Annotated in this window: 32 protein-coding genes; 10 read left to right on the top strand and 22 right to left on the bottom strand. The window is 63.5% G+C overall.

Going from position 1 to position 25,384, the window contains the following annotated elements; all coding sequences use genetic code 11:
* Positions 1-8: 8 nt before the first annotated feature.
* The gene (locus Amn_RS24850; RefSeq protein WP_286292927.1) at positions 9-1,082 is read right to left on the bottom strand and encodes a glycoside hydrolase family 25 protein; all 1,074 of its coding nucleotides are present in this window, start codon (positions 1,080-1,082) and stop codon (positions 9-11) included.
* A gap of 225 nt (positions 1,083-1,307) precedes the next feature.
* On the opposite strand from Amn_RS24850, the gene Amn_RS24845 reads away from it, so the two are divergent.
* Both Amn_RS24845 and msrB read left to right on the top strand, forming a co-directional pair.
* Positions 1,308-2,498: a vWA domain-containing protein gene (locus Amn_RS24845; RefSeq protein WP_067956942.1), complete on the top strand. Its 1,191-nt coding sequence runs from the start codon at positions 1,308-1,310 to the stop codon at positions 2,496-2,498.
* Positions 2,499-2,618: 120 nt separating this feature from the next.
* Positions 2,619-3,023, top strand: coding sequence for a peptide-methionine (R)-S-oxide reductase MsrB (msrB, locus tag Amn_RS24840; RefSeq protein ID WP_182573724.1), 405 nt, complete (start codon positions 2,619-2,621; stop codon positions 3,021-3,023).
* Between the two features lie 72 nt (positions 3,024-3,095).
* Here msrB and Amn_RS24835 read toward each other — a convergent pair whose 3' ends face one another.
* From Amn_RS24835 to Amn_RS24820, 4 genes are all read right to left on the bottom strand, one after another.
* Positions 3,096-3,449: a hypothetical protein gene (locus Amn_RS24835; RefSeq protein WP_286292923.1), complete on the bottom strand. Its 354-nt coding sequence runs from the start codon at positions 3,447-3,449 to the stop codon at positions 3,096-3,098.
* A gap of 136 nt (positions 3,450-3,585) precedes the next feature.
* On the bottom strand, positions 3,586-4,410 hold the full coding sequence (locus Amn_RS24830) for a sugar phosphate isomerase/epimerase family protein (RefSeq protein WP_286292920.1): 825 nt from the start codon (positions 4,408-4,410) through the stop codon (positions 3,586-3,588).
* 10 nt (positions 4,411-4,420) lie between these two features.
* Entirely contained in the window at positions 4,421-5,773 is a 1,353-nt protein-coding gene (locus tag Amn_RS24825; protein ID WP_067956951.1) for an LLM class flavin-dependent oxidoreductase, read from the bottom strand.
* Between the two features lie 91 nt (positions 5,774-5,864).
* Entirely contained in the window at positions 5,865-6,848 is a 984-nt protein-coding gene (locus tag Amn_RS24820) for a LysR family transcriptional regulator (RefSeq protein WP_286292915.1), read from the bottom strand.
* 141 nt (positions 6,849-6,989) lie between these two features.
* On the opposite strand from Amn_RS24820, the gene Amn_RS24815 reads away from it, so the two are divergent.
* Positions 6,990-7,568 carry an NADPH-dependent FMN reductase gene (locus Amn_RS24815; RefSeq protein ID WP_067956958.1) on the top strand — a complete coding sequence of 193 codons (579 nt, stop codon included), beginning with the start codon at positions 6,990-6,992 and terminating at the stop codon, positions 7,566-7,568.
* 58 nt (positions 7,569-7,626) lie between these two features.
* On the opposite strand, the gene Amn_RS24810 is transcribed toward Amn_RS24815, so the two are convergent.
* The 3 genes from Amn_RS24810 to Amn_RS24800 all read right to left on the bottom strand — a co-directional run bounded on the left by Amn_RS24810 (position 7,627) and on the right by Amn_RS24800 (position 9,142).
* Positions 7,627-7,887 (bottom strand): DUF2312 domain-containing protein, encoded by a 261-nt coding sequence (locus Amn_RS24810; RefSeq protein WP_067956960.1) that lies wholly within the window; start codon positions 7,885-7,887, stop codon positions 7,627-7,629.
* A 137-nt stretch (positions 7,888-8,024) separates the two neighbouring features.
* Positions 8,025-8,333 (bottom strand): DUF1244 domain-containing protein, encoded by a 309-nt coding sequence (locus tag Amn_RS24805; protein ID WP_067966058.1) that lies wholly within the window; start codon positions 8,331-8,333, stop codon positions 8,025-8,027.
* Between the two features lie 11 nt (positions 8,334-8,344).
* A complete protein-coding gene (locus Amn_RS24800; RefSeq protein WP_067966056.1) occupies positions 8,345-9,142 on the bottom strand; it encodes an N-formylglutamate amidohydrolase in 798 nt (265 codons plus the stop codon).
* A gap of 245 nt (positions 9,143-9,387) precedes the next feature.
* Here Amn_RS24800 and Amn_RS24795 point away from each other — a divergent pair, with 245 nt between their 5' ends.
* On the top strand, positions 9,388-9,876 hold the full coding sequence (locus Amn_RS24795) for a DUF1036 domain-containing protein (protein WP_067956963.1): 489 nt from the start codon (positions 9,388-9,390) through the stop codon (positions 9,874-9,876).
* A complete protein-coding gene (pyk, locus tag Amn_RS24790; protein WP_286292908.1) occupies positions 9,873-11,309 on the top strand; it encodes a pyruvate kinase in 1,437 nt (478 codons plus the stop codon). The genes Amn_RS24795 and pyk overlap by 4 nt, the downstream gene beginning before the upstream one ends.
* Positions 11,310-11,406: 97 nt before the next feature.
* Here pyk and Amn_RS24785 read toward each other — a convergent pair whose 3' ends face one another.
* The 3 genes from Amn_RS24785 to ykgO all read right to left on the bottom strand — a co-directional run bounded on the left by Amn_RS24785 (position 11,407) and on the right by ykgO (position 13,372).
* Complete coding sequence (locus Amn_RS24785; RefSeq protein ID WP_286292905.1) at positions 11,407-12,456, bottom strand: alpha/beta fold hydrolase; 1,050 nt, start codon at positions 12,454-12,456, stop codon at positions 11,407-11,409.
* 129 nt (positions 12,457-12,585) lie between these two features.
* A complete protein-coding gene (locus tag Amn_RS24780) occupies positions 12,586-13,167 on the bottom strand; it encodes a tetratricopeptide repeat protein (RefSeq protein WP_286292903.1) in 582 nt (193 codons plus the stop codon).
* 79 nt (positions 13,168-13,246) lie between these two features.
* Positions 13,247-13,372, bottom strand: a complete 126-nt coding sequence (gene ykgO / locus Amn_RS24775; RefSeq protein WP_018429929.1) for a type B 50S ribosomal protein L36 — start codon at positions 13,370-13,372, stop codon at positions 13,247-13,249.
* Positions 13,373-13,615: 243 nt separating this feature from the next.
* On the opposite strand from ykgO, the gene Amn_RS24770 reads away from it, so the two are divergent.
* Positions 13,616-14,023: a lysozyme inhibitor LprI family protein gene (locus Amn_RS24770; RefSeq protein WP_286292896.1), complete on the top strand. Its 408-nt coding sequence runs from the start codon at positions 13,616-13,618 to the stop codon at positions 14,021-14,023.
* Between the two features lie 28 nt (positions 14,024-14,051).
* Here the strand turns inward: Amn_RS24770 and Amn_RS24765 are convergent, their stop codons facing one another.
* Positions 14,052-14,393, bottom strand: a complete 342-nt coding sequence (locus Amn_RS24765; protein ID WP_067956986.1) for a winged helix-turn-helix transcriptional regulator — start codon at positions 14,391-14,393, stop codon at positions 14,052-14,054.
* On the opposite strand from Amn_RS24765, the gene Amn_RS24760 reads away from it, so the two are divergent.
* Positions 14,392-15,408: an NAD(P)-dependent oxidoreductase gene (locus tag Amn_RS24760; protein ID WP_286298162.1), complete on the top strand. Its 1,017-nt coding sequence runs from the start codon at positions 14,392-14,394 to the stop codon at positions 15,406-15,408. The two genes, Amn_RS24765 and Amn_RS24760, sit on opposite strands and share 2 nt — an antisense overlap.
* Before the next feature lie 70 nt (positions 15,409-15,478).
* A complete protein-coding gene (locus Amn_RS24755) occupies positions 15,479-15,850 on the top strand; it encodes a hypothetical protein (RefSeq protein WP_286292893.1) in 372 nt (123 codons plus the stop codon).
* A gap of 36 nt (positions 15,851-15,886) precedes the next feature.
* Here the strand turns inward: Amn_RS24755 and Amn_RS24750 are convergent, their stop codons facing one another.
* From Amn_RS24750 to Amn_RS24740, 3 genes are all read right to left on the bottom strand, one after another.
* Entirely contained in the window at positions 15,887-16,906 is a 1,020-nt protein-coding gene (locus Amn_RS24750; protein ID WP_286298159.1) for a 5-(carboxyamino)imidazole ribonucleotide synthase, read from the bottom strand.
* A 59-nt stretch (positions 16,907-16,965) separates the two neighbouring features.
* The gene (gene purE / locus Amn_RS24745; protein ID WP_210283730.1) at positions 16,966-17,430 is read right to left on the bottom strand and encodes a 5-(carboxyamino)imidazole ribonucleotide mutase; all 465 of its coding nucleotides are present in this window, start codon (positions 17,428-17,430) and stop codon (positions 16,966-16,968) included.
* A 117-nt stretch (positions 17,431-17,547) separates the two neighbouring features.
* Entirely contained in the window at positions 17,548-17,751 is a 204-nt protein-coding gene (locus Amn_RS24740; protein ID WP_067956996.1) for a YdcH family protein, read from the bottom strand.
* A 238-nt stretch (positions 17,752-17,989) separates the two neighbouring features.
* Between Amn_RS24740 and Amn_RS24735 the strand changes: the two genes are divergently transcribed.
* Entirely contained in the window at positions 17,990-18,169 is a 180-nt protein-coding gene (locus tag Amn_RS24735; RefSeq protein ID WP_067956999.1) for a YdcH family protein, read from the top strand.
* A gap of 293 nt (positions 18,170-18,462) precedes the next feature.
* Here the strand turns inward: Amn_RS24735 and Amn_RS24730 are convergent, their stop codons facing one another.
* The 3 genes from Amn_RS24730 to Amn_RS24720 all read right to left on the bottom strand — a co-directional run bounded on the left by Amn_RS24730 (position 18,463) and on the right by Amn_RS24720 (position 20,325).
* Positions 18,463-18,726, bottom strand: coding sequence for an ArsR/SmtB family transcription factor (locus Amn_RS24730; protein ID WP_067957002.1), 264 nt, complete (start codon positions 18,724-18,726; stop codon positions 18,463-18,465).
* Positions 18,727-18,809: 83 nt separating this feature from the next.
* Positions 18,810-20,051, bottom strand: coding sequence for an MFS transporter (locus Amn_RS24725; RefSeq protein WP_286292885.1), 1,242 nt, complete (start codon positions 20,049-20,051; stop codon positions 18,810-18,812).
* A 79-nt stretch (positions 20,052-20,130) separates the two neighbouring features.
* On the bottom strand, positions 20,131-20,325 hold the full coding sequence (locus Amn_RS24720; protein WP_067966066.1) for a DUF1192 domain-containing protein: 195 nt from the start codon (positions 20,323-20,325) through the stop codon (positions 20,131-20,133).
* A gap of 130 nt (positions 20,326-20,455) precedes the next feature.
* Here Amn_RS24720 and Amn_RS24715 point away from each other — a divergent pair, with 130 nt between their 5' ends.
* A complete protein-coding gene (locus Amn_RS24715) occupies positions 20,456-21,466 on the top strand; it encodes an NAD(P)H-quinone oxidoreductase (protein ID WP_286292881.1) in 1,011 nt (336 codons plus the stop codon).
* 118 nt (positions 21,467-21,584) lie between these two features.
* On the opposite strand, the gene Amn_RS24710 is transcribed toward Amn_RS24715, so the two are convergent.
* The 4 genes from Amn_RS24710 to Amn_RS24695 form a co-directional block, all read right to left on the bottom strand.
* Positions 21,585-22,385: a class I SAM-dependent methyltransferase gene (locus Amn_RS24710; protein ID WP_286292879.1), complete on the bottom strand. Its 801-nt coding sequence runs from the start codon at positions 22,383-22,385 to the stop codon at positions 21,585-21,587.
* A 297-nt stretch (positions 22,386-22,682) separates the two neighbouring features.
* Positions 22,683-23,387, bottom strand: a complete 705-nt coding sequence (locus Amn_RS24705) for a hypothetical protein (protein ID WP_067957014.1) — start codon at positions 23,385-23,387, stop codon at positions 22,683-22,685.
* A 139-nt stretch (positions 23,388-23,526) separates the two neighbouring features.
* On the bottom strand, positions 23,527-24,363 hold the full coding sequence (locus Amn_RS24700; RefSeq protein WP_067957017.1) for an ABC transporter permease: 837 nt from the start codon (positions 24,361-24,363) through the stop codon (positions 23,527-23,529).
* A 31-nt stretch (positions 24,364-24,394) separates the two neighbouring features.
* Positions 24,395-25,216, bottom strand: a complete 822-nt coding sequence (locus Amn_RS24695; RefSeq protein ID WP_263005872.1) for an ABC transporter ATP-binding protein — start codon at positions 25,214-25,216, stop codon at positions 24,395-24,397.
* Positions 25,217-25,384: the final 168 nt, after the last annotated feature.

Below are 25,384 nucleotides of genomic sequence, written 5' to 3'. Positions count from 1 at the left end.
GCGGGCGATCAGCCCGCGGTGCGTTCCAGCCACTGGTTCCACTGGGCTGCGCTGCCGCGGAAGACGTTGAGGTCGATCTTGCCCTCGACACCATGCGACAGGCCCGAGCCCGAATACTGCCAGAACACCCAGTTGCGGCCGGGATAGACCTTGGACGGCGGCTCGGCCACGGCGCGTAGCCAGAACGGATAGTTCTGGAAGTGGCCGCGCAGATTGTCCTTGTAGAAGTCGGGCGCGGTGTAGATGACCGGACGCTGGCCGTAATGGCGCTCCAGCTTGTCCATGAAGACCTGCATCTTCTCGCGGATCTTTTCGGGGCTGTGGCGGCGCTTGCAGCTCGATTCGCCGTTATATTCGACGTCGATGACCGGTGGCAGCGCGCCGGGAACCCTGGGCACGTTGCGGATGAACCAGTCGGCCTGTTCGCCGGCGGTGCGGCACCAGTAGAAGAAGTGATAGGCGCCACGCCTCAGGCCGGCGGCCTCGGCCGCGCGCCAGTTCTTGCGGAACATCGGGTCGAGATGGTCGCCGCCGTCGGTGGCCTTGATGTAGGCGAAGTTGGCGCCCTGGGTGCGCAGCTTGGGCCAGTCGATCTCGCCCTGCCAGCGCGACACGTCGACGCCGTGAACGGCGAAATTCTTGGGCGACATCGTGCGGCCGAAATTGATCGGCTTGGCGTCGCGGAAGCGGCGGCCATAGATCTTGCCCGGCGCGAACGGCGTCGCCTTTATCGGGTTGGACGGCGCCACCAGCGCAATCGGCTTGGCGTCGGGCGTGGGCATGTCCTCAAGTTCGATGGCAGGCTCCATGGGCGCCCGCGGCATCGGTGTGGGCATTGCCATCGCCACCTGCACCGGCGCTGCCGTCAACGTGGTCACTTCGACCGGCGCTGCCATGACAGGCTGGGGCATTGGTGCCTGCGCGACCATTGGCGCGATGTCGGCCGAGGGCCGTATCACCGAACTCGTTGTTTCAGGAGATGGCGACGCCTGTTCCATCAGGCTACCGAGGCCCGAGCTCGAGGTGCAGCCGGCAAGGGCCAGGCTGGCGAGAACGATCGCTGACGCCGCTGAGAAACGCATAGGTACCCGTACGCAAAACAAACTCGGATCGAAGGCAGACTCGCCCCGCTTCCCCACTGACGGCAATTGCTAACGGGAAATTACCAAGAAAGACTGAATCCGATTTTTACTTTAATTAGATTTCGGGTGTTGCAACGCTGCCAATGCGCCCATCGCCTGATTGTCGGCACGGCTGCGGCATCGGCGGACTTGCCTGCGCGAGCGCGCCGAAGCAAAGTGCCCGCCATGTTCATACCCTTCTTTCTCGAGCTCAAGGCGGCCAAGGTTCCGGTGTCGCTGCGTGAATATCTGGCCTTGCTGGAGGCACTCGACGCCGACCTCGTCAGCTATGACGTCGAGGGTTTCTACTACCTCGCCCGTGCTGCGCTGGTGAAGGACGAGCGCCATATCGATCGTTTCGACACGGTTTTTTCCCATTACTTCAAGGGGGTCGAGGCCGTTGCGGGCGAGGGCAGTGTCGACGTCGCCAACATCCCCGAGGAATGGCTGCGCCGGCTTGCCGAGAAGACGCTGACCGATGAAGAGAAGAAACTGGTCGAGGCGCTGGGCGGCTTCGACAAGCTGATGGAGACGTTGAAGCAGCGGCTCGAAGAGCAGAAAGGTCGCCACCAGGGCGGGTCGAAATGGATCGGCACCGCGGGCACTTCGCCTTTCGGCGCCTATGGCTACAATCCCGAGGGCGTGCGCATCGGCCAGGAGGCGAGCCGCCATCGCCGCGCGGTGAAAGTGTGGGACAAGCGCGAGTTCCGCAATTTCGACGACTCCGTCGAGCTCGGCACTCGCAACATCAAGGTGGCGCTGAAGCGCCTGCGCCGCTGGGTGCGCGAGGGCGCCGAGGAAGAGCTCGACCTGCCCGGCACCATCCACGCCACCGCCGACCACGGCTATCTCGACGTCAAGACCAGGCCCGAGCGGCGCAACGCGGTGAAGCTCCTGATGTTCTTCGACGTCGGCGGCTCTATGGACGACCACATCAAGGTGGTGGAAGAGCTGTTTTCGGCGGCGCGCGTCGAGTTCCGCCAGCTCGAATATTTCTACTTCCACAACTGCCTCTACGAGGGCGTCTGGAAAGACAACCGCCGCCGCCATGCCGAGGTCATCCCGACGCTCGACGTGCTCCACAAATATGGCCACGACTACAAAGTCATCTTTGTCGGCGACGCCTCGATGAGCCCCTATGAGATCGCTTATGCCGGCGGTTCGGTCGAGCACTGGAACCCGGAGCCGGGTGCTATCTGGCTGCGCCGCGTGCTCGACCAGTGGCCGAACGCCGTCTGGCTCAATCCGACACAGGAAAAGCACTGGGGTTACACCAGTTCGATCAAGATGATCTCGGAGATCTTCGCCAACCGCATGTACCCGCTGACGCTGGCCGGGCTGGAAGGAGCGACCAGGCAGCTGTCGCGCAAGCACTAGCGGGCCGGGTTGCCCGAGCGTTTTGGCTCACCATCAAGTGATGCCCTGTCAGTCGGCACCTTTCGTAACTATCTGTGCGAAGACCACGAACAAGAAGAACAATCGAGGGAGATACCCAGAATGGACGCCAAGACCTTCCCCGTCACCCGTACCGATGCCGAGTGGCGCGCGATGCTGACGCCCGAGCAATACCAGGTGATGCGCCACCACGGCACCGAGCGGCCCGGCAGCTGTGCGCTTTTGTACGAGAAGCGCGCCGGCACCTTTGCCTGTGCCGGCTGCGATCAGCCGCTGTTTGAATCCAAGCTCAAATTCGAGAGCGGCACCGGCTGGCCGAGCTTCAACGACCCGGTCGAGGGTTCGGTCGAAACCACCGTCGATCGCGGCTACGGCATGGTTCGCACCGAGGTGCATTGCGCCAATTGCGGCAGCCACCTCGGTCACGTCTTCCCCGACGGCCCGCCGCCCACCGGCCTGCGCTACTGCATCAACGGCGTGGCGCTGAATTTCGAGCCGGCAGCTTAATTCGCTCTTTTGACAAGAGACGCCGCGGGTGCTGCCCGCGGCGCGATCGTCTGATGGCAGCACCAGTGTTGCTCAGAGCAGGCTGGCGAGGATGATCCACAATGTGGCGCTCAGCTTGACAGCATTGGCATTCGGCGTGCCAGCCATGTCAGCCGTCCTCAGTACGCTGCCATAGAGGAACAGATTGTAGGGCAGCGGGATCAGGTGGACGGCGACTGCGAGCAGCGCTGACATTTTTGCGGCCAGGATCAGCAGCGCGACGATCGTCGTCGCGACGTTGATGATGCTGCCAACCACCACCATGTCCCACCAGAACAGCTGGCCGAGCGGCACGTCGCCGTTCCAGCGGCGCGAAAAGAATGCGGAAAGTCCGCTCTGTCCGCCCAGGCGATTGTCGGAGGGGTGGAAGTGCCCGGTCTGTGTCATCGCTGGTGACCCCGCGCCATTGCCGCTGATGTGACAGTCTAGCTCACAAATAGGGCATCAAATCTGCCGTGTTTACAAGTGCGCCGATAGTCTCGTTTCACAACAAGGTGAACGCCGTACGACGGCTGCAAGTTCCTCAGCCCGCCGCCTCAATCTCTGCAAGCAGTCGCTTCGATGTGGCCAGGCCGCGCCTCGCCCTCTCCTGCGGCAAAACCGTGTTCGCCAGCCGCAGCATCGGGATCTCGATGCTGAGTGGCCGGTCAGTTGGCAGAGCGGCGAGATAGGCCCTGAGCGGCAATGCCCCTTCGCCGGGCAGGTCGCGGTCGAAGGCCGAATGGCGCACCATCGTTTCAGGATCTGCTGGTTTGGGCGGGGCGTCGCACAGATGGACGTTGTTCAGCAGGCTACGGTCGAGCATCGCCAGCTCAGCTGGCGAAATGCCCATGCGGTCGATATGCAGCATGTCGAGGATCAGCCCGGCACCATGGGGTGCACCCGCCGCTACCACCGCCAGCGCCTCGTCGAGCGTTCCCGCCGCGCGATGGGCAATCGGCTCGAAGTCGACGCCGAGCCCAAAGCCCGAGGCCATTTCGGCGAGACCTGCGAACCTATCTTCGATCTCGGCCTGTTCGATCGCGCCGCGCATGTCAGCTACGGCGATCAGGCGTGGTGAACCGAGTTCCGCTGCAGCCTCCATGGCGCCGGCACTGTGCGACAGGTCGAAGCCTCGGCGGATCATCCAGCTTTCGACCTCCGTCACCGTCAGCCCGCTATTGTCGAGCCGCCGCCTGCACTCGGCGGCCAGCGCCTTGTTGCCGAGCAAGGGCGATGGCGCGTCGGCCGCCGCTGTCGGATGGATGCGCAACCCCAGATGATCGTAGCCAACGTCAGACGCGATGCGGATCGACTCGAGCGGCGAGACGACTGGGGCCGTCAGATACGACATCGAAAATCGTCTCATGGCCAATATCCTATCTGCGATGCGTTGAAGCTGGATGATCGTGGGCCGTGCGCGGACCCGCGCCCGTCACCTTTTCGCGCAGGGTGCCTTTTGCGTATTCGGTCTTGAACATGCCGCGCCGCTGCAGTTCGGGAACCACCATGCCGATGAAGTTTTCCATCGTCTCGTGCGCCAGGATGCGGGCGATGTTGAAGCCGTCGACATCGGCGTGCTCGACCCATCTGGCGAGTTCGTCGACGACTTGTCCGGGGGTGCCGACCACCAAAAGATTGCGGCCACTGACCACCATGCTTTCGGCTGCCTGGCGCACCGTCCAACTGCCCTTGCGCGTCAGGATCTCCAGCTGCGAATGCGCCGCGTCCGTCTTTTCGTAGCGAATCGGCTCGTCCAACGGATATTTAGACAGGTCGATGCCGAGTGCTGCCGACAACTGGCTCAGCATGCCTTCGACGCTGGTGTGGCGCTTGTAGTCCTCATAGCGGGCGCGGGCGAGCGCTTCGGTTTCGTCGACGATGATGGTGGCGCCGGCGAAGAATTTCAGACTCCTGGGATCGCGGCCGAGCGCAGCGGCGCGCTTGCGCATGTCGGTCACCTGCGGCGCCACAAGGTCCAGCTTCGGCCCGTTGATGAAGATGCCCTCGGCATGGGTTGCTGCAAAGTGGCGGCCGCGCGGCGAGCCACCCGCCTGGAACAGCATCGGCGTGCGCTGCGGCGAGGGTTCGGCAGCACTCACCGCCCGGATTCTGTGATGCGGGCCGTCGTGATCGAGCTCGGAGATCAATGCCGGATCGGCATAGATGCTGCTCGCCTTGTCGCGCTTCAGCGCATCGTCGGCCCACGAGCCTTCCCACAGCCCGTACATCACTTCCATGAATTCGTCGGCGGCGTCGTAGCGCGCGTCGTGCTCGGCCAGTTCGTCGCGGCCCATGGCGAGTGCGCCGCTGCGCAGGAAGGAGGTGACGATGTTCCAGCCGATGCGTCCGCGTGTCATGTGGTCCAGGGTCGTCATGCGCCGGGCAAACAGATAGGGCGTCTCGTAGGAGGCGCTGCCGGTGATGGCGAAGCCGAGGTTTTTGGTCACCAGCGCCATGGCCGGTACGATCACCGCGGGATCGAGGCTCGGCGCCAGCGCGCCGCTGCGGAAAGCCGATGCGAAACTCTGCTTGTAGGTGTCGGGCACGCCAAGCGCGTCGGCCAGGAACAGCGCGTCGAACAAGCCTCGTTCCAGCAGGCGGGCATAGTCGGCCCAATAGTCGATGCTGGTGAAGTCGAGGGCCTTGTCGCGCGGATGGCTCCACAGGCCGAAGGCGAGGAAGCTCGGATTGCACTGGTCGAGCGCGTTGAGCCTGATTTCCCGGGTCATGCGGCGGTGTTCTCCACTTGCGTTTGTGGCACAACTTCCCGGAGGCGAGAGACTGGATCAAATGACCGTTTTCGACGAGGCGATCTCGAAATCAGGCCACACCTGCCGCGGTCCCGAACTGCGCCGCCAGTGTCTCGGCAAAACGCAGCAGCACCGGCGTCTCGATCTCCTCGCGCCAGAACAGCTTCAGCGGCAGCGGCACCGAAAATCCGGCGACGTCACGAATGATGACATTCGGCGGATGCCGCCCTGCCTGCGAGCGGTTGACGAAGGCGATGCCGAGCCCCGCGGCGACCAGGCTCAGCGTTGCCTCGGTGCTGCCGGTCTCCATCAACACGCGGATGGCGACGCCGCGTGAGTGCAGGGCCAGCGCGACCTTCTCCGCCATCAGGCCAGACTGGGCGAGGTCCATGCCGATGAAGTCGGCACCCTCGAGGTCTTCGACCACAAGCTTTGGCCGTGAGGCGAGCGGATGATGCTCGGGCAAAGCGAGCGCCAGGTCGTCCAGCACAAGCTGTCGCGACTTCAGGCTGTGCGGGTAGCCGAGATCATAGGCCAGGCCGAGGTCGATTGTTCCCGCCGCCAGCGCTTGGAATGCCTGCTCGGACAGCATTGGCGTCAGTCGGAGTTCGACCGTCGGATTGGTGCTGCGGAACGCCTGCAGACCGTCGGGGACCGGCGCAAACATCATCGCAGCACCATTGAAGCCGACGCGCAGCAGCGACACCTGGCCGCTGTCGATGAGGTCGAAGCGGCGGATGGCGAGGTCGACCTCGCGCAGGATGCGCGATGCGTCTTCCAGCAGCGCTGCGCCGGCCAAGGTCAGCCGCACGCCGGTTGGCTCGCGTTCGAACAGCCTGCCGCCGAGCTGCGCCTCCAGATCGCCGATGCGCCGCGACAGCGCCGACTGCACGATCGCCAGCCTATCGGCCGCCTTGTGGAAGCTGCCGAGTTCGGCGGCGACGACGAAGTGCTGCAGGTTCTTCAGGAGCTGGGCCCGGCGTATGCCGAGCCGGCCGAAGCTGAGGCTGTCGTTCGGGGTCTGAGCCTTTGGCTCGTCCGCACTGCCGGTCATCTGGGCACCACGCGCAAATGTTTGGTCGTACCGATTGTGCCGATGCCGAAACCAGATCGCCTCGTCCGAAAAGGTCATTTGCCGCTAAATGCCGTTGTCTGTCTCCTGAAGGCCGAAACAGAGATGCCTCGGGAGGACAGAATGGCTGCGAGACCCCTAATCGTCGGGATCGGCGGAACGACACGCAACGGCTCGTCTTCGGAGCAGCTGCTGCACCGGGCGCTGGCAGCGGCGCAGGCGGCAGGTGCCGATACGCTGGCCTTCAGCGGCGAAGGGCTGGTGTTTCCGATCTATGGCACTGTCACGCCCGGCGCGGCCGAGCTGGCGTTCGTCGAAGCCCTGCGCCGCGCGGACGGCGTCGTCGTTGCATCACCGGGCTATCACGGCTCGGTGTCGGGCATGGTCAAGAATGCGCTGGATTACGTCGAGGAGTTGCGCGGCGATATCAGGCCGTATCTCGAAGGGCGGCCCGTTGGGCTGATCGCCGCAGCCGCCGGCTGGCAGGCTGGCGGCTCAACGCTGCAGCATCTGCGCTCGATCGTGCACGCCCTGCGCGGTTGGCCGACGCCGTTGGGCGTCATTGCCAATTCGTCTCTGCCGGACTGTGATTGTGGAGACCAGATCGCGCTGATGGTCAATCAGGTCTTGAACTTCGCGGACGCGTTTGGCGTGGGGAAAGCCACTATGGCTGCGCCGCTGCAGTCCCGGAACGTGGCGTAGATTGCTTGCCACGATGGCTGCGGCGGGGTCGCTTGGATGCGCCGCAGCCATATTGGCCTCAGCTCATGCCGAGAGCGGCTTTGTAGAGGTCGAGGATTGCTTCCGCCTCGTCGCGCTCGGCCTGGTCCTGCTTGCGCAGGCGGATCAGGGTGCGCAGCGCCTTGGTGTCGAAGCCGGTGCCCTTGGCCTCGGCGTAGACGTCCTTGATGTCGTCGGAGATGGTCTTCTTTTCTTCTTCAAGCCGCTCGATGCGCTCGATAAAGGCGCGCAACTGGCCGGCGGCAACGGTCTGGCTGGTATCGGTGATTTCGTCGGCCATGGGGCACTCCGCAATTGTGATTGGAACAGCGCGACTCGGCGCGCCATGGGGCATTTCGGCCCGGTTCGATGCCTGATGACGGCATGAGGGTCAAGGGGACGTGGCGGCGCAGCTGACACGACGCGACGTAATATCGCCTAGTGATCCTTGGGTCGACTGGCCTCGAATGCGGTCTTTTGCGCATCGCTGGCGTCGCGCTGATACTTGGCCTGCCACTCGGCATAAGGCATGCCGTAGACGATCTCGCGCGATGCCTCCTTGGACAACTCGACGCCGGCGCCGGCGGCTGCGTCGCGATACCAGTTGGACAGGCAATTGCGGCAGAAACCGGCGAGATTCATCATGTCGATGTTCTGCACGTCGGAGCGCTCGCGCAAATGTTCGAGCAGGCGGCGAAAGGCAGCCGCCTCGAATTCGCGCTGCTGCGCCTCACTGAGTTCGGCCATGGTAACCTCCTTCACAGCGGCCCGGTGCGCGAGCCGAATTGTCTGACTTCGTGTATGTCGGCACGGCGGTTGATCGCGTCAACGATCGGCGCCAGCCGATTTGCCCAGGCTCCGGCTCCGGCGTCGTCGCCGATCAGGTCCTGCCTGATTTCGATCAGCGCATGGGCAAAGCCGTTGACGATGCAGTGCTTGTACATGGTGTCGCCGCGTAGCGCCCCATCATAGGGCTCGTTGTCGCCGACGACCAAGCCGATGTCCTCGGCCAGCATCTCGATCAGCGGCCAGGCGGCACGATGGTCCATGTCCCACAGCACGCCGGCATGCCATGGCCGGATACGGCCCTGCATGACAGGCGTGAAGGAATGCACCGACAGGATGAAGGGTGCCGTACCGGTCTCCCGGTGCACCGAGGCGATCATGGCGCCGACAGCGTCATGATAGGGTCGGTAGAAAGTGTCGAGCCGGCGCTCGCGCTCTTCCCCGGACATTGGATAATTGCCCGGGATGACCGAGCCGTCATAGAGTTGGCGGATCAGGGTCGGGTCGTCCTCGCCGCGATTGGGGTCGATCAGAAGGCGCGAAAAATTGGCCATCACCGCCGGCGCGCCGATCATCGCCGCCAGCTTGCGGGTTACCTGTTCGGCGCCGATGTCATAGGCGATGTGGCGCTCGAACTCCTCGGGCGGCAGGCCGAGATCACCATATTCCTGCGGCAGGTCGCGCCGGGCATGGTCGCACAAAAGCACCAGCCCCTGGGCGCGGTCGCCGTCGATGATTTCGAACGGGGCAAAGAGAGTGTTTCGCGTCATCGGAGGCAAATTGTCCTTCGGCACGGCTTCGGTGTAGGTTTTGACGCCGTTGCAGCTGTGGGGATATGTGCTAACGCCGTTGTTTTGCCAACCTTTTTTCGAATATGCCAGATGGGGCGGCAAATCACGGCGGCCGAGCGCATCTAAATCGATTGGATAAGCGCCGTGCCATGCGTTGACATGCGCTTGCACATTGCCGAAAAGGGCACCAGAACATGAAAAATACGTCGAAGAGGGGCTTGGGGATGGAACTTGCCGGGGGGCCGCGCGTACGCTCAGCCTTCGCATTGCTTTTCCTTTTCCTGGCGGTTCCCCTGTTTGCCTCCGTTGCCGCGACGCCTGCGCGTGCCGATTTCAGGGTCTGCAACGCGACGCAGAGCCTCGTCGGCGTCGGCATCGGCTATCGCGCCAAGGCGGGGTGGATCACCGAAGGCTGGTGGCACATCGAAGGGCAGACCTGCAAGACGCTGATCGAAGGCCCGCTGTCATCGAGGTTTTATTATCTCTATGCAGAAGATGCCGAGCGGGGCGGACGCTGGGACGGCCCCATCAACATGTGCGTGGCTGAAAAAGAGTTCAAGGTTGCCGGGGTCACCGACTGCGTAGCGCGCGGTTTCCAGCGTGCCGGCTTCCAGGAATACGACACGGGCGAGCAGGCGAACTGGATGGTCCAGCTCACCGACGAGCCCGCAACGGGCGGCAATGCGGCCGCCTCGGGAACGAACGGTCAATGAGACGTAGCCGCAAGGTCAAGATACTCGCCACACTCGGTCCGGCCTCTTCCGACGAGGTCATGATCCGCAAGCTCTTCGATGCGGGCGCCGATGTCTTCCGCATCAATATGAGCCATACCGACCACGATTCGATGCGCACGCTTGTTGGCCGTATCCGTTCGGTCGAAGAGGCGGTTGGCCGGCCCATCGGCATCCTCGCCGACCTGCAGGGACCCAAGCTCCGCGTCGGCAAGTTCGCCAATGGCAAGGAAGAGCTATCAGTCGGCCAGACCTTTACCCTCGACGACAACCCCGACCTCGGCACGTCGAGCCGTGTCCACCTGCCGCATCCTGAAATCCTCAAGTCGGTCCAGACCGGCCACCGTCTGCTCATCGATGACGGCAAGCTGGAGCTCAGGGCAACCAAGACCGACGGCAAGTCGATCGTCTGCACGGTCGTTGCCGGCACCAAGATTTCCGACAAGAAGGGCGTCAGCCTGCCCGACACCGACCTGCCGGTCGGCGCGTTGACTGAAAAGGACCGCAAGGACCTCGACGCGGTGCTCGAAACCGGCGTCGACTGGGTCGCGCTGTCCTTCATCCAGCGTCCCGAGGACCTCGCCGAGGCGCGCAAGATTGCCCAAGGGCGCGCGCTCCTGCTCTCCAAGATCGAGAAGCCGCAGGCGGTTGCCCGTCTGGCCGAAATCATCGAGCTGTCCGATGCCTTGATGGTCGCCCGTGGCGATCTCGGCGTCGAGATGCCGATCGAATCCGTGCCCGGCATCCAGAAACAGATCACCCGCGCGGCTCGCCGTGCCGGCAAGCCTGTGGTCGTCGCCACCCAGATGCTGGAATCGATGATCACGGCCCCGGTGCCGACCCGTGCTGAAGTTTCCGACGTCGCAACGGCGGTGTTCGAAGGCGCCGACGCCGTCATGTTGTCGGCCGAGTCGGCTGCCGGCCAGTACCCGGTCGAGTCGGTCGCGACCATGGACCGGATCGCCCAGCAGGTCGAAAAGGATCCGACCTATCCCGGCATCATCAACGCCCAGCGTTCGCAGCCGGAAGCGACCGGCGCCGACGCCATCTCACTTGCGGCGCGCGAAATTGCCGAGACGCTGAAATTGTCGGCAATCGTCACCTACACCGCCTCGGGCACCACCGGGCTGCGCGCGGCGCGTGAACGGCCGCAGGTGCCTGTCATCGCGCTGTCGCCGATCCTCGCCACCGCGCGCCGCCTGTCGCTGCTCTGGGGCACGCATTGCGTCGTCTCGCCGGATGCGGTGGATCTCGACGACATGGTCGACCGCGCCTGCAACGTCGCCTTCAACGAAGGCTTTGCCGCTGGCGGCGATCGCCTCATCATCACTGCCGGCGTGCCGCTCCGTACCCCTGGCTCGACCAACATGCTGCGCATCGCCTATGTCGGGCCGGAAGGCAAAGGCAGCAGGTAATTTGTGGGAATAGGGGAGTAAGAAAGCAGGGGAATAGGCGGCTCAAGCCGTCCTCCTCGTTCTCGATGTTCCCTTACTCCCCTATTCCCCTACTCCCTTAATTTGGCGCCTTCTCGTTCACGCACATGTCCGTCCCGAACGCGTCGCCGGCAATGCGGGCCTCGACCTGCCGCGCCATCGCCTGCAGGTCACGTGGTTGGCCGGCGAGCCTTTCAACCGCTGCCGCGACCAGATCAGGTGCCACCCAGTCGGGTTTGTGGCCGAGGTTCCTGACCCAGACCAGCTCGGCATCAGGAATGTCGCGGGCAAGGCCGATCGAATGGATCTCCTCGTAGACGACTGTGTCTGCGTCGCCCGACAGCACCACAGTCGGCGCCTTGATTTCGGGATAGCGAGGCGCCGTCTTCAGCGCGTGCCGGTACAAGCCCTCGACATCAATCGCATTGGCGCGAAACGGCTGCGGCCGCAGCACCAGCTTGATGGAGGCTTCGTCGACATAGAAATCGGGCGCCTCGTTGGGCGAGAAGACGCAGTTCGTGGCCGCATCGATGCGCATCAGCCCGGCCGGATTGGCAACCATCGCGGCGAACAGCCGCCCGACCACCGGCCTGGCGCTCAGGCTGTAGTACCAGGAGGTGTCGCCGCCCGGCCAAGGATGTGTTGCCGCCGACAGGAACAGCAGCCCGCGCGTCTTCTCAGGGCGCTCCAGGGCGAAGGTCGCCGCGATCGAGCCGCCGAACGAATGGCCGATAATGATGGCGTCCTTGACACCGAGCCTGTCCATCAGGGTAGCGATGGTCGCGGCCTGCCCTTCCTGCGTCTCGTTGCTGCCGGGCCCGCGTTCGGACCAGCCATGGCCGGGCCGGTCGAAAAACAGCATCTCGGCGCGGCCTTCGAATTGTGGCCTGAGCGGCAGCATCTGGTCCTTCAGGTTGGCGGATGCGCCGTGGATGAAGACCAGCGGCGGCAGCTCCGCGCCAACAGGCGCCGGTACATGGACGTAATGGATGTTGGCGCCCGCTATGTTGATAAAGCTGCCCACCGGCGGATTGCGGCGCTCGATCAGCCATGAGGCCACGCCGGTAAAGCCGGCAAGCGCAAGCACGATCGCAACGAGCAGGACCAGGACAAAGGTGAGGATGTTCATGCGGCTCGTTGGAGGGGAGTAGCGAAGTAGGGGAGTAGGAGAATAGGGCAGTAAGGGAGCAGGGGGAATGGGGCATCAATCGGCGACCCTCACCTGCTCCCTTACTGCCCTATTGCCTTACTCCCCCTCTCAAATCCCTTCGCCCGCAAGCTCTTCCTCCAGCCGCGAAACCTCGTTTTGGGCATTTCGCAGCATCGGGTAGATCACCAGAACGCGCTGCCAGGCCTGCAGTGCCAGCTCGTTGTGGTTGGTGGCACCCATGATCTGGGCCATGCCGGAGAGGGCGCCGAAATGGCGCGGCTCGAGCTCCAGCGTGCGTTCGATGTCGGTCATCGACTTGCGGAAGTTGCCCATCATGAAATGCACGGTGGCGCGGCGGTTCCAGCCTTCGGCATATTGGGGCTGCAGGGTCACGACCTGGTCGAGGAAATCGAGGGCAACGTCGAACTTCTTGGCTTCCAGCGCCTGCTGCGCCCACAGCATCATGAGGTCGACGGAAGCGCTGCCAGACCTGTACCAGGCTTCCCAGATCCGGTTGGCGAGGCGTTCGGCGGCCTTTTCGTTGCGCTCACGCTTGAGGTCGGAAAACAGCGAATCGAGCTCGGTGTCGGCCTTGGCGACAACGGTATCGCCGCTCGTCTGGGCAAACGCCTGGAGCGGCAGCGGCGTTGCCGCGATGGTCAGGACAAGAAAGGCAAAAACGCTCCGCATGCGGAAATTCTAGACCCCCGCATGGGAACGTCAAACTGAAATTGCCGTGATGCGCCGGCCGCAGGCGGCCGGGCGAGCATCAGCCCTGGCGGGCCTTGTAGCGCGGCGCAGTCTTGTTGATGATGTAGATGCGGCCCTTGCGACGAACCAGCTGGCAGTCACGGTGGCGGCCCTTGAGCGCCTTGAGCGAATTCTTGATCTTCATGTCACTAACCCGTCAGATGGGGCCCATCTTCCGGGCCGAAACCAAAAGCACGCCCAAAGTGCGCGCCCAATTTGTGTGAGTGGCTCTTAGACGAGGAGTCTTGGCCAGTCAACCGCGACAGGGCACAGCATGGCGGATTGATTGGCTTTTTTGCCGGCAATGGTCGTGGCCGTGCCGGGACGGGGCCTTGCCAGTGGACAGCCTCGCTGGAATCCTCCCGCTCGTCAGACAACGGAGAGGCAGATGCGGCCTTCGATTCTCTTGATCTCAATGGCCAGCGTGATGGTGGCATCGGTGGCGTCGGCCGAGGAGTGCGACCCCAACGACCAGACCCAGATGGGCATGAACATCTGTGCGGCCCAAGACTACGCGGCCTCTGACGCCAAGCTGAATGTCGCCTATGGTGACATCATGAAGCGCCTGTCCGACAACGCCGGCGCGCGCAAGCTGTTGCAGGATTCGCAGCGCGCCTGGATCGCCTTCCGCGATGCTGAATGCAAGTTCGCCTCCTCCGGCGTCGAAGGCGGATCGGTCCAGCCGATGATCCATTCCGGCTGCCTGCAGGGACTGACCGACGCGCGTGTGACGCAACTCGACAGCTACCTCAAATGCGAGGAAGGCGACCTGAGCTGTCCAGTACCGGGCCAGTAGGCCGGCAGTCCGCGGCAGAGGTCTCGTCTCAGGCGTATTCTGCTTTGTTCTTGATATCGCAGGGAAGGCCGAACTGCGCGCCCCAGCGGCATAGTGATTCTGCTGCCGCGTTGAGGGCTGCGCCGCGTTCGGTGAGCGAGTAGACAACCTTTGCCGGCAATTCCGAATAGACCTTCCGGTCGACGAGCCCATCGGCCTCCAGTTCGCGCAATTGCTGCGCCAGCATCTTTTCGCTGATCCCGGGAATCGACTGCCTCAACCGGCCGAATCGGCGTGATGCCGTTCCGAGCTGGCAAAGAATGTCTATCTTCCATTTGCCTTCGGTCATCCTGACAGCCGCTACAAAGCCATTGTCCGCCGTCTTGTCCATGCTGCTCTCCTTACCGCCAGGTGACCACTTACGCCCGGGTTCGTATTGTGTGCCGCCCATCTCACCATACCTCCACGACGTCGCGACAGACGTCGCGTCGTGGCGCCGCCAGTTGATATGGAGAGTTGGAATGAAGCGTTCAATCGCCGTTTTGGGAACCGGACGCATGGGCTCGGCACTTGCCCGCGCCCTGCTTGCATCAGATCATCGCATGACGGTCTGGAATCGTACAAAAGACAAGGCCGAACCGCTCGCCTTGCTCGGTGCAACCGTCGCATCTTCAGCACTTGAGGCCGTGACTTCAGCTGAAGTCATCATCGTGAATGTCAGCGACTACAAGGCGACTGCAGGCATCCTGCGCGACGATGCAGTCGCTTCCGCCGTCCGCGGCAAGCTGATCGTCGACCTGACGTCGGGAACGCCACAGGGTGCGCGCGATGCCGCCGAGTGGTGTGGCAGGCACGGCGCCAGCTATCTCGATGGTGCGATCATGGCAACGCCTGACTTCATCGGCACCGATGCGGGCACCATCCTGGTCTCGGGGCAGGGACAGGCCTTTCGGGACAACGAGGCCGTCTTTCGCGCGTTGGGCGGTAATGTCCAGCATGTCGGACAAGACCCTGGACGTGCCAATGCGCTTGATAGCGCTTTGCTGGCCCTGATGTGGGGTGCATTGTTCGGAGCGCTCAACGCCATCGCCGTGAGCCAGGCCGAAGACATCGATCTGGGCGAACTGGGCCGGCAGTGGACGGCGACAGCGCCCGTTGTCGCGGGGCTCGTCACTGATCTCATCAAGCGTACCGATGCCGGCCGTTTTGCCAGCGACGAGGAGACCCTTTCGTCGATTTCCATCCATCACAGTGCGTTCCAGCACCTCCTGGAACTCATGGATGCGCGTGGCATCGACCGCGCCGTGGTTGACGGTTACGGCTTTCTCTTCCAGCGGGCGATTGCAGCCGGCCAGTTGCATGGAGATTTCGCGGCGCTGTCGCAGTTCATGGGCAAGGCCGCATAAGGGCGGCTGCAACGAGGAAGCTGGCCGCGTCGCCGTCCAGCTTCCGCCTGACAGGTCATATGAGAGAAGAATGTCTTTCACGCTTCTCGTCGACACCTATTGCGCCGCCTGGTCCAGCGAGAGCGCCGAGCAGCGGCGGGCGTTGCTGCTGCCGCTCTGGAGCGACGGTGCAACCTACACGGATCCTACAGTCCATGCCGAGGGTGCGGAGGAACTGCTCGCGCATATCGAGGGAATACAGGCCAGGCACCCCGGAGCCCGGATTCTGCGCACCAGCAACGTGGACATTCATCATGGCGTGGCGCGCTTCGCCTGGAAATTCGTGATGCCGGACGGGACATCGCCGCCCGAGGGCCTCGACATCGCCTTTATCGATGCCGACCAGAAGCGCATAACGCGCATCATCGGCTTCTTTGGCTCGTTGGTGACGTCAGTCGTCTGATTCCACGCTGCAATTGACCCTTGCCGTTGGCGCCCGTCAGCGGCGCGGCAACAGCCGGGTGAAATGGCCCATCTTGCGGCCGGGGCGGGCCTCGGCCTTGCCGTAGAGATGCACGGCGACATCCGGCTCGCCGAGCAGCGCCGGGACCTTGTCGATATCGTCGCCGATCAGGTTTTCCATGACGCAGTCGGAGTGGCGGTTGGCGTCGCCGAGCGGCAGGCCGGCGACGGCGCGGATGTGCTGCTCGAACTGCGAGACCACGCAGGCCGCCTCGGTCCAATGGCCTGAATTGTGCACCCGCGGCGCCATCTCGTTGACCAGCAGCGAGCCGTCGGCAAGGACAAAGAACTCGACGCCGATGACGCCGACATAATCGAGTGCCGTGAGAATCTTGCGTGCCGCGTCGCGTGCTGCCATGGCAGTTTCGCTGCCGATCGTGGCCGGCAGCGTCGAGGTCGCCAGAATGCCGTTGCGGTGCACGTTCTCGGCCGGGTCGAAGACGGCGATGCTGCCATCGGTGCCGCGCGCCGCGATGATCGAGATTTCGCGTTCGAAGGCGACGAAGGATTCGAGCACCAGCGGCACATTGCCGAGCGAGGCGCAGGCGCCGTCGAAGCCGCCTGTCGTCACGTTGCGGAAGACCATCTGGCCCTTGCCGTCATAACCCATGCGGCAGGTCTTCAGCACGCCGCTGCCGTCGAAGGCCTTCAGCGCCTCCGCCAGCTCGGCATCGTTGTCCACAGGCCGGAAGCCGGCTGTGGATATCCCGATCCCGTTCAGGAATGTCTTTTCGACGAGCCGGTCCTGGGCAACCTCGAGGGCGCGTGCTGGCGGGTGGACGGCGATCGTGCGGCCCAGCCGTTCGGCAGCGACAACCGGCACGTTTTCGAATTCATAGGTGACGACAGCACTTGCGCGCGCCAGTTCGTCGAGAGCGGCGGGGTCGTCATAGGCGGCGACGATCTGGCGATTGACGACCTGGGCTGCCGGGCAGTCGGCCTGGGGCTCCAGAACGATCGTCCGGTAGCCGAGGCGAGCCGCTGCCATGGCCAGCATGCGGCCGAGCTGGCCGCCGCCGATGATGCCGATGGTGGCGCCGAGGGGAAGGGGCGCGCTCACGCGTCGTCCGTCGGCTGTTCGGCGACCCGTGCGGTCTGGGCAGCGCGCCATTCGTCGAGCCTTGCGGCGAGCGCGTCGTCGGACAGGGCAAGCACGGCCGCGGCAAGCAGTGCCGCGTTGGCGGCACCGGCCTTGCCGATGGCAAGCGTGCCGACGGGGATGCCGGCCGGCATCTGGACGATGGAAAGCAGCGAATCCTGGCCCGACAAGGCCTTCGATTCGACCGGCACGCCGAACACCGGCAGAGAGGTCATGGCTGCAGTCATGCCGGGAAGATGGGCCGCACCGCCGGCGCCAGCGATGATGACGCGGAAGCCTGCTGCCTTGGCGCCCTTGGCGAAGTCGTAAAGACGGTCGGGTGTGCGGTGGGCCGAGACGATGCGTGCCTCAAAGGCGATGCCAAGCACTTCGAGCAATTCGGCGGCATGGCGCATGGTCGCCCAGTCAGACTGGCTCCCCATGATGATGGCGACGTCGACCCTGTCTTTGCTCACGCGCGGCACCCCTGCTTGATAAGCCTGCGCTTAACCGAAATGCGCTGCCATCGCAACCAAAGGCCGTCCGAAAATGGCGGTTTCTCAGGCGATGATGTCGGGGATGATGCGGTCTTCGATCTGGCTGATCTTGTCCTTGAGGACCAGCTTCTTCTTCTTCATCCGCTGGATCTGCAACGTATCGCAGCCCATCGCGATCATCGCGTTGATTGCGGCATCAAAATCCGCATGGTCCTGCTTCAAGCGTGCAAACTCGAGACGAATCTCGGCTTGTTCCTGTTCCGACATGTCTACCGTCTGCAAACTCACTGGCGCACCCGGGGCGCTCCTAAGGCGGGGTCGGCGACTCCTTGTCACCGGCGCGAAGCCCTTATCACATTTCACGCTGTCAGGAAATGCTACCACACTTTATTCGACATCGCCGACGGGGGATGGCAGACTGTCATGGTTCCGTCACAGAGCACTGTCTGCGGTGGGCAGGGCTGTGCCCGGAGCATCGAGGAAACCATGAAAGGGAGAACCAATCATGTCTCTTGCTTCCCATCTTGAAGAACTCCAGCGCAAACATGGTGACGTCGAGCGCCAGCTCGGCGAAGCAATGAATCATCCATCCATGGACGACCTGCAAATCGTAGCGCTGAAGCGTCGCAAGCTGGCTCTCAAGGACGAGATTGAAAAGCTGAAAGGTGACCCGACGCAGCACTAGGCTCAGGCACGAGGTCTCCAGCAAGGCCCTGATTTTCGGCAAGGGCCCGACAGCCGGCGGCGAAGCAACATCGCCGCCGGATCAGGGTGATCTTTATCAGCCAAATCATCGCATGACCGGAACAGCGCATCCGCAGCGGGATGCTCGTGCGTATCGGTGGTTGAGCCGGCGCTGCCGCCAGGCCATTGCCGTGATCAGCCACATCATTGGCACGTCGCGTTATTGCCCGGCATAGGAATGGCGCATCCATCTTCCTGGGCATGACCGCCTCCGAGGCGGCACCGGACAAAGCTTCAGGCGTCCCAGAACTGGTCCAGCCAGATGTTGAGCTTGCGGAAGCCGGCAACGCTGACCGCATAGACCCGGCGCGTGCCTTCGGCGCGGGCGCTGACAAGGCCGGCGTCGAGCAAGACCTTGAGGTGTTGTGACACCGCCGGGCGTGAAACCGGCAGGCCGGCGGCAAGTTCGCTGACGGTCTTGGGGCCACGCCGCAATTCTTCCAGCAGATGGCGCCGGTTGGCATCCGATATGGCGAGGAAGGGCGCGTCAGTTGTCATGGCTCATTTGTGCCGCAACATCGTCGAAATCTCAACTACCGGTCGCAATCGCCGTACTGGCGTCTCGTCGCACCACCTTGCTGTCAGGCGGCGTCCTCGTGCCTGGGGTCGAGGCGCAGCGATTCCGGCGTCGCGCTGCGGTCGGCCGGCTGAGTCTTGAAGGCCTCGCGATCCTCGATCGGCACCGGCGCACGCCGCTTGATGCGCAGCGCGGTGTAGCCGGCGAGCATGAAATGCGCGGCAGCTGTCGCGAGGAAAAGCGCTTCCGGCCGCATGTAATCCATCAGGCCGGCGCCAAGCAGCGGCCCGACCATGGTGCCGAAGCCGTAGAGCAGCAGCAGCCCGCCCGAAACCTTGACGAAATCCTCAGGCTTGGCGTGGTCGTTGGCATGTGCCACCGCCAGCGAATAAAGCGTGTAGGCGAAGGCGCCGTAGCAGGCGGTCATGGCGATGACGAAGGCGCCTGAGCGCGGCGCCACCAGGAAGATCAGCACGGCGGCGACCGCCGAAGCGAGCGAGGCGCCGATCAGCACATAGCGGCGGTCGGTGCGATCGGAGACCTTGCCGATCGGGATCTGCAGTGCGGCACCGGCGACGACCACGAGGCTCATCATCAGCGCGATTTCGGGCGTCGAGATGCCGACGCGCGCGCCATAGACCGCGCCAAGCGTGCCCCAGTCGCCATTGGCGACGCCGATGAGGAAGCAGGCCACCGAGGCGACCGGGGAGTTTGCGTAGAGGCCCTTGATGTCGAGCGAGACGTCCTGCAGCGGCTTGGGGTGGGCGGCACTCGAAACCGCAGTCGGGATCAGCGACAGGCAAAACAGGATGCCTGTCACCATGAACAGCGAGGCGCTGGTGACGTCACCGCCGGCGACCATCATCTGGCCAGCCATGATCGAGGCGTAGGTGACCATCATGTAGAGGCCGAAGACGGTGCCGCGGTTCTCGTTGGTGGCGCGCTCGTTGAGCCAGCTTTCGATGACCATGAAGGCGCCGGCCATGGCGAAGCCGGTAAAGGCGCGCAGCGCGATCCAGACATATTCGTTGACGATCAGGCCGGTCAGCAGCGCGATGATGGCGGCCGATGCGGCGAAGGTGCCGAAGGCGCGGACATGGCCGGCGCGGCGGACGACACGCGGGGCAAAATAGCAGCCGGCAACAAAACCACCGGCCCAGGCGGTGCCCATCAGGCCAAGTGCGGTGGTGGAAAAACCTTCTTCCTGGCCGCGCAGGGGCAAAAGCAGGCCATGCAGGCCCGATGCTGCGAGCAGGAAGGCTGTGCCGCGGAGCAACGACAGGATCGGCCGGTAGGTTGCGAGCATCTGGTGTCCCACCACGAATCAATTAGGCACTGGCACCTGATGATAACCCGTTTGGGGCATATCGGTGGCGGCGCGCGTTTCAGCCGCGCTTGAACAGCGCCTCGGCGGCCGACTTGGTCGAGCCCTTGACGGTGAGCTCGGCCTCGAGCCGGCGGATCTCGGCGCGCAGGGCCGCGATGCGCTCGTTGAGCTCACCGACCGAAAGCAGCGACAGATCCTGGCCGATCTCGTGGACCGGTTTCTTCTTGATCGGCTCGTCGTCGAACAGCGCCATCTCGCTCTCCTCCATCTCGGACAGGCGTTTGCCTGATTTGCCAATCAGAATACATAGTGCGGTCAAACACATGTAAAGTCCGGGGCATCTAAAGTCCGGGGCATACCGGACCAGCGGAGACCGAAAAGACATGGCCAATGTTGCCAAACTTCCAGCCAAGATGCTCGCGGTGGCGATTTCGCAGCCGGGCGGGCCGCGCGTGCTCAAGGCCGAGAAGCGCGACTTGCCGGAACTTGGCGAGGGCGAGATCCTGATCCGTGTGCATGCGGCCGGCGTCAACCGGCCCGACGTGTTGCAGCGCAAGGGCGCTTATCCCGCGCCGCCGGGCGCCTCCGACCTGCCCGGGCTCGAAGTGTCGGGCGAGGTGGCAGCACTTGGCGAGGGTGCCAAGCGCTGGCGCATCGGCGATGCAGTCTGCGCGCTGACGCCGGGCGGCGGTTATGCCGAATATGCCAGGGTGCACGAAACCAACGCGCTTCCCATGCCTACGGGCTTCACCTTCACCGAAGCAGCGGCCGTGCCCGAAACCTTCTTCACCGTCTGGCACAACGTGTTCGAGCGAGGTGCGCTGAAGGCGGGTGAGACGCTTTTGATCCATGGCGGCTCGTCGGGCATCGGCACCACGGCGATCCAGCTCGCCTCTTCCTTTGGCGCTTATGTCATCGTCACAGCCGGCTCCGACGACAAATGTGCTGCCTGCCTCAAGCTCGGGGCCGATCGCGCCATCAACTACCGCAACGAAGACTTCGTCGAGGCGGTGAAGGACGCCACCGGCGGCAAGGGTGCTGACGTCATCCTCGACATGGTTGGTGGCGACTATGTCGGCCGCAACTACAATGCTGCCGCCGTCGACGGCCGCATCGTCCAGATCGCGACGCAAGGCGGGGCGGTGGCGAGCGCCGATTTCTCCAAGCTGATGGTCAAAAGGCTGACCCATACCGGCTCGACGCTCAGGCCGCGCACGACCGAGTTCAAGGCCAGCATCGCCGCAGCACTCGAAGCCCAGGTGTGGCCGCTGCTGGCCGTCCGCCGCGTGGCGCCTGTCATGGACATGATCTTCCCGCTGCGCGAAGCCTGGCGGGCGCATGAGCGCATGGAAGAGGGCGAACACATTGGCAAGATCGTGCTGGATGTGGGCTGAGGGACCTTCTGCCTCGCCTTTGTGGGAGGGCCGGGGTGGGGATCTTCTCCCCGGCGCTTCCAAGGAAGCCCTTTACCGCGCCCGGACCAGAAGCTCATCGCCAGGCATGGGCGGGGCCTCAGGCAACGATGCCGCGCACGGCCCAGGCGATGTTGGCAAAGGAGCGCGGGCCGTTGGGCCGGCCGGCCTCGTAGGCATCGCGCGCGGCAGCCTCGGCGCGCGCCTTGTCCGCCTGGTCGAGCGTGGCGACAAATTTGCCGATCGGACCTTCTCCTGAGCCGATGGGCACCCAGAGATCGTTGAAATCTGCATAATCCATACGCAGCAAAAGCTGGGATTCCTCGACGCGTGACAGTCCTTGTGCGACGAAGGCGGCTTTCATCTCGCCCGGCTGCATCATCGGCTGGAAACAATAGCGGGCGCGCAGTTGCCGGCCAGCTTCGCCCAGCGCTGCCAGCGAATCGACGACCATGCGCATGCCGGGCATGCCACCACAATGATCCCACACCGTGGCTGCGACCACCCCGCCTGGCCGCGTTACCCTGGCCATTTCCGCGATCGCTTTGGGCGCCTCGGGCACGAAATGCAGCACCAAAAGCGCGAGCGTTCGGTCGAAGCTTTTGTCCGGGAAGGGCAGGGCGCAGGCATCGGCCTGGCTGATCTTTATGCGCGGGTCCGTATTGCGCGCCTGAGCCGCTGCGACAAAGACCGGCGAGAAGTCGATGGCCGCGATTTCCCCGAGATTTGCCGCCTTGGCCAGCACGAAGGTCAGGCTGCCGGTACCGCAGCCGACGTCGAGCACTTTCTCGCCATCGGCGAGGCCGGCAAAGTCGATGAAGGGGATTGCGAGTTTCTGGCTCCAGCGGCCCATCAACTGCTCATAGCCGGCCGCATCCTGCACGTTGAAGCTTGATGTCATCGAAGCCTCCTATGCCAAAAGGCATGGTAAGCCGCCGCGAAAGAGATGGGAAGAAAGACTGTCGACTGATCCACACAGGCTAGCTCGTGAATGACCTGCGCCCATTCTCGCCGTTCAGGCAGACGCTGCAATTTCCAGTCATCGGCTGACAGCCTTGGCACACCACTAGGTCGGTGTGGAAAGCAGCCATTGCGATGGTTCAAAGCCAACAGCATTTGGTAGACTAGGAGTGCTCGCAATCAATCCCGCCGACGCGGCAAGCGCGCAGTGGCGCTGGAATGCCGGGCGTCCCGCCTGCTAGGGCTGGACTCCAGTCTTGAATGGAGAGGCGGGTGCCGAACACATCAGGTGGCCGACCCAGTCGATCGCAATGTCTTTGGTCCTGGCGCGCCATGTGCGGAAAGGCTCGCCGTCTTCGGCCATGCCGACGCGAGCCCAGTCGCTCCATTCCCGCATGGCCCAGATAAGCACGACCTCGGAATCATTGCGCATGGCGGTGCGAAAGGCGCCGACAAGCTGCAGCCCCAATTCCATTGCCTGGCCAAGCCAATGCTCCGACACCAGCCGCAAATAATCCTGCGCCAGGCCTGGCTTGATATTGACTGTCTCGTGCAGGAATACCTTGGCGCCGACCACACTGCCGTCGGCACAAAGTTGCTCTATGTCGGGTGAGTAAGGGGCTGCGATCAACAATCGGTCGAGGCCCCCACTGCGGTAATTTTGAGCCGTGAGCCACCACATCTCAAGCGACTTGTCCTGCATCGTGTCCGTGCCGGTCTCATGCGCGAAACTGGCAGCCAGGCTGTCCCAGTCTTCGTACTCCCACAGGTTCACCACTTGTGGCCAACGGCCCGTGCTGCCGAGCGTCCCCCAGACGCCGAAGCATTTTTGAAGGCGTTCGGCACTGTGCCGACCCCAGTCGGTCGTCATGTGTTTGAAGTAGTTAGCCCGGTTGGCGCCGATGATGTCGATATATTCGTGGATATAGATCTTGGAATTCATTCGGGCCTCCCAAAGGTCAGCTAGCTGCCACGCCCTGCCGGGTGGCACTACAAGGGCAGACGAAGAATGATGCCCATCTCGCCGAACGGCCCCGAAGCGCGCTATCGCATTTCGGGGCAGTTCGGATGCTGCGTTGGATCTAGCGGGATCCTTTGGTCGAGGACGCCGTCCAGGGCAGCATCAACCGTCCGAGCCAGCGGACCAGCGAGCTGAACAGGAAACCCATGAGGGCTACGGTGCAGATACCGACATACATCCGGTTGGCCTGAAACAGCGACCACGAATGCCAGATGCGATAGCCTATGCCCTGGCTTGCCTGGACGAACTCGACGCCGACGATGACCAGCACCGCCGTGCCGATGGCGATGCGCATGGAAATGAACAGCTGTGGCAAAAGTGCCGGCCAGGTGACGTGCCTGAACATATTCCAGCCCTTGGCGCCGAAGGAGCGGGCGGCCTCGTGATAGTTCTCGGGGATGGCAAGCACTGCCTCCATGCACTGGATCCAGACCAGGAAGAACACGGTCATGCCGACAAGCAGCACGCTCGGCAGTTCGCCAAGTCCGAAGATCAACAGCAGCAACGGCAGCAGGGCGAGCTTTGGCACCGTGTAGAGCGCGGTAAGGAACGGCTCCAGCGCGGCGCGTGTCAGGCGCGACAGGCCGAGCAACAGGGCGGCGCCAAGGCCTGATGTGACGCCGATGGCGAAGCCGGCGAGCACACGCAGAGCACTCGCGATCACATCCTGCTGCAGCATTCCTGTGCGCAGCATTTCGACCGCTGACAGGAAGATCGCGCTCGGGGCGGGAAAAAAGCGCGAATCGAGAAGGCCGGCGCGGGCGCAGATCTCCCACAGGATGAAGAACACGACGGGCGTCGCCATCGCCAGCACCTTTTCCTGCCTTCGCGCCCGCAGCGCATAACCACGTGGGTCGCGCTCGGCTTCGCCCGGTCTGATAGCGATGGTCTTTTCCATGCTCGTCGCCTCCTCCGCGTCGATGTCTGTTTCAGGCAGCGTGCTTGCCGACCTGCTCTCGCAGCAGGTTCCAGATTTCCTGCTCGAGCTTGGCGAACATGGGCTCTCCGCGGATTTCCGGCGCGCGTGGTCGGGCGAAAGGCACCTCGAATTCGGCGATGATGCGACCTGGCCGCGCCGACATCACCACGACCCGGTCGCCGAGCAGCAACGCTTCTTCAAGGCTGTGGGTGACGAAGACGACTGTGCGTCTGTCTTCTTGCCAGAGCGTCAGCAACTCGTCCTGCAGGATGCGACGGTGCTGGGCGTCGAGCGCGGCGAAAGGTTCATCCATCAGAAGGATTTCAGGCTCGACCGCCATGGCGCGAGCGATGGCGACACGTTGCAACATGCCGCCGGAAAGAGCCGGCGGATATGCATTGGCGAAGTCGGCGAGGCCCATCTTGCCGAGCCAGGCCGTCGCGCGCCTGTCGGCCTCGGCGCCAGACATGCCTGTCATCTCCAGACCGAAGCGGACATTGGCCTGGATCGTCTTCCACGGAAACACATTGTAACTCTGGAACACCATGGCGGTGGGAACCGCGCGCGTGCCACTGGCATGGACGAGGACCTCGCCCTCGCTCGGCCTGTGCAGGCCGGCAATCATCCTGAGTACCGTCGACTTGCCGCAACCCGACGGACCGACGAGGCAGACGAATTCGCCACTCCTCACCTTGAGATCGACACCGGCAAGCGCTTCGACATTGCCGTTGGCGTCATAACGCTTGCGCACCCCTCGCACTTCTATCTTGGCAGGGGCCTCGGCGACCAATGGCATGGCAGCTGATATGTCGGTTCTGCGCAATGAGTTCATCTGTCGCTCCGTGAGGAAGTGCAATCCAGCGAGCGCCAAGGGCATCCGCGGACGGGAGGCTAGGCCGATAGGCGAAATCAAAACAATCGCTTCCGCAGATTTTCCGGATAGCCGGAAAAGTGCCGGTTGCGTTTGACAGCTTGTTCCGTTCGACGCCTAATCGACGTG

The sequence above is a fragment of the Aminobacter sp. Y103A genome, from assembly GCF_030294925.1.
GTDB classification, from domain to species: domain Bacteria; phylum Pseudomonadota; class Alphaproteobacteria; order Rhizobiales; family Rhizobiaceae; genus Aminobacter; species Aminobacter ciceronei.
The sequence above is the reverse complement of the archived record's forward strand: the minus strand, read 5'-3'. Positions and strand labels throughout refer to the sequence as shown.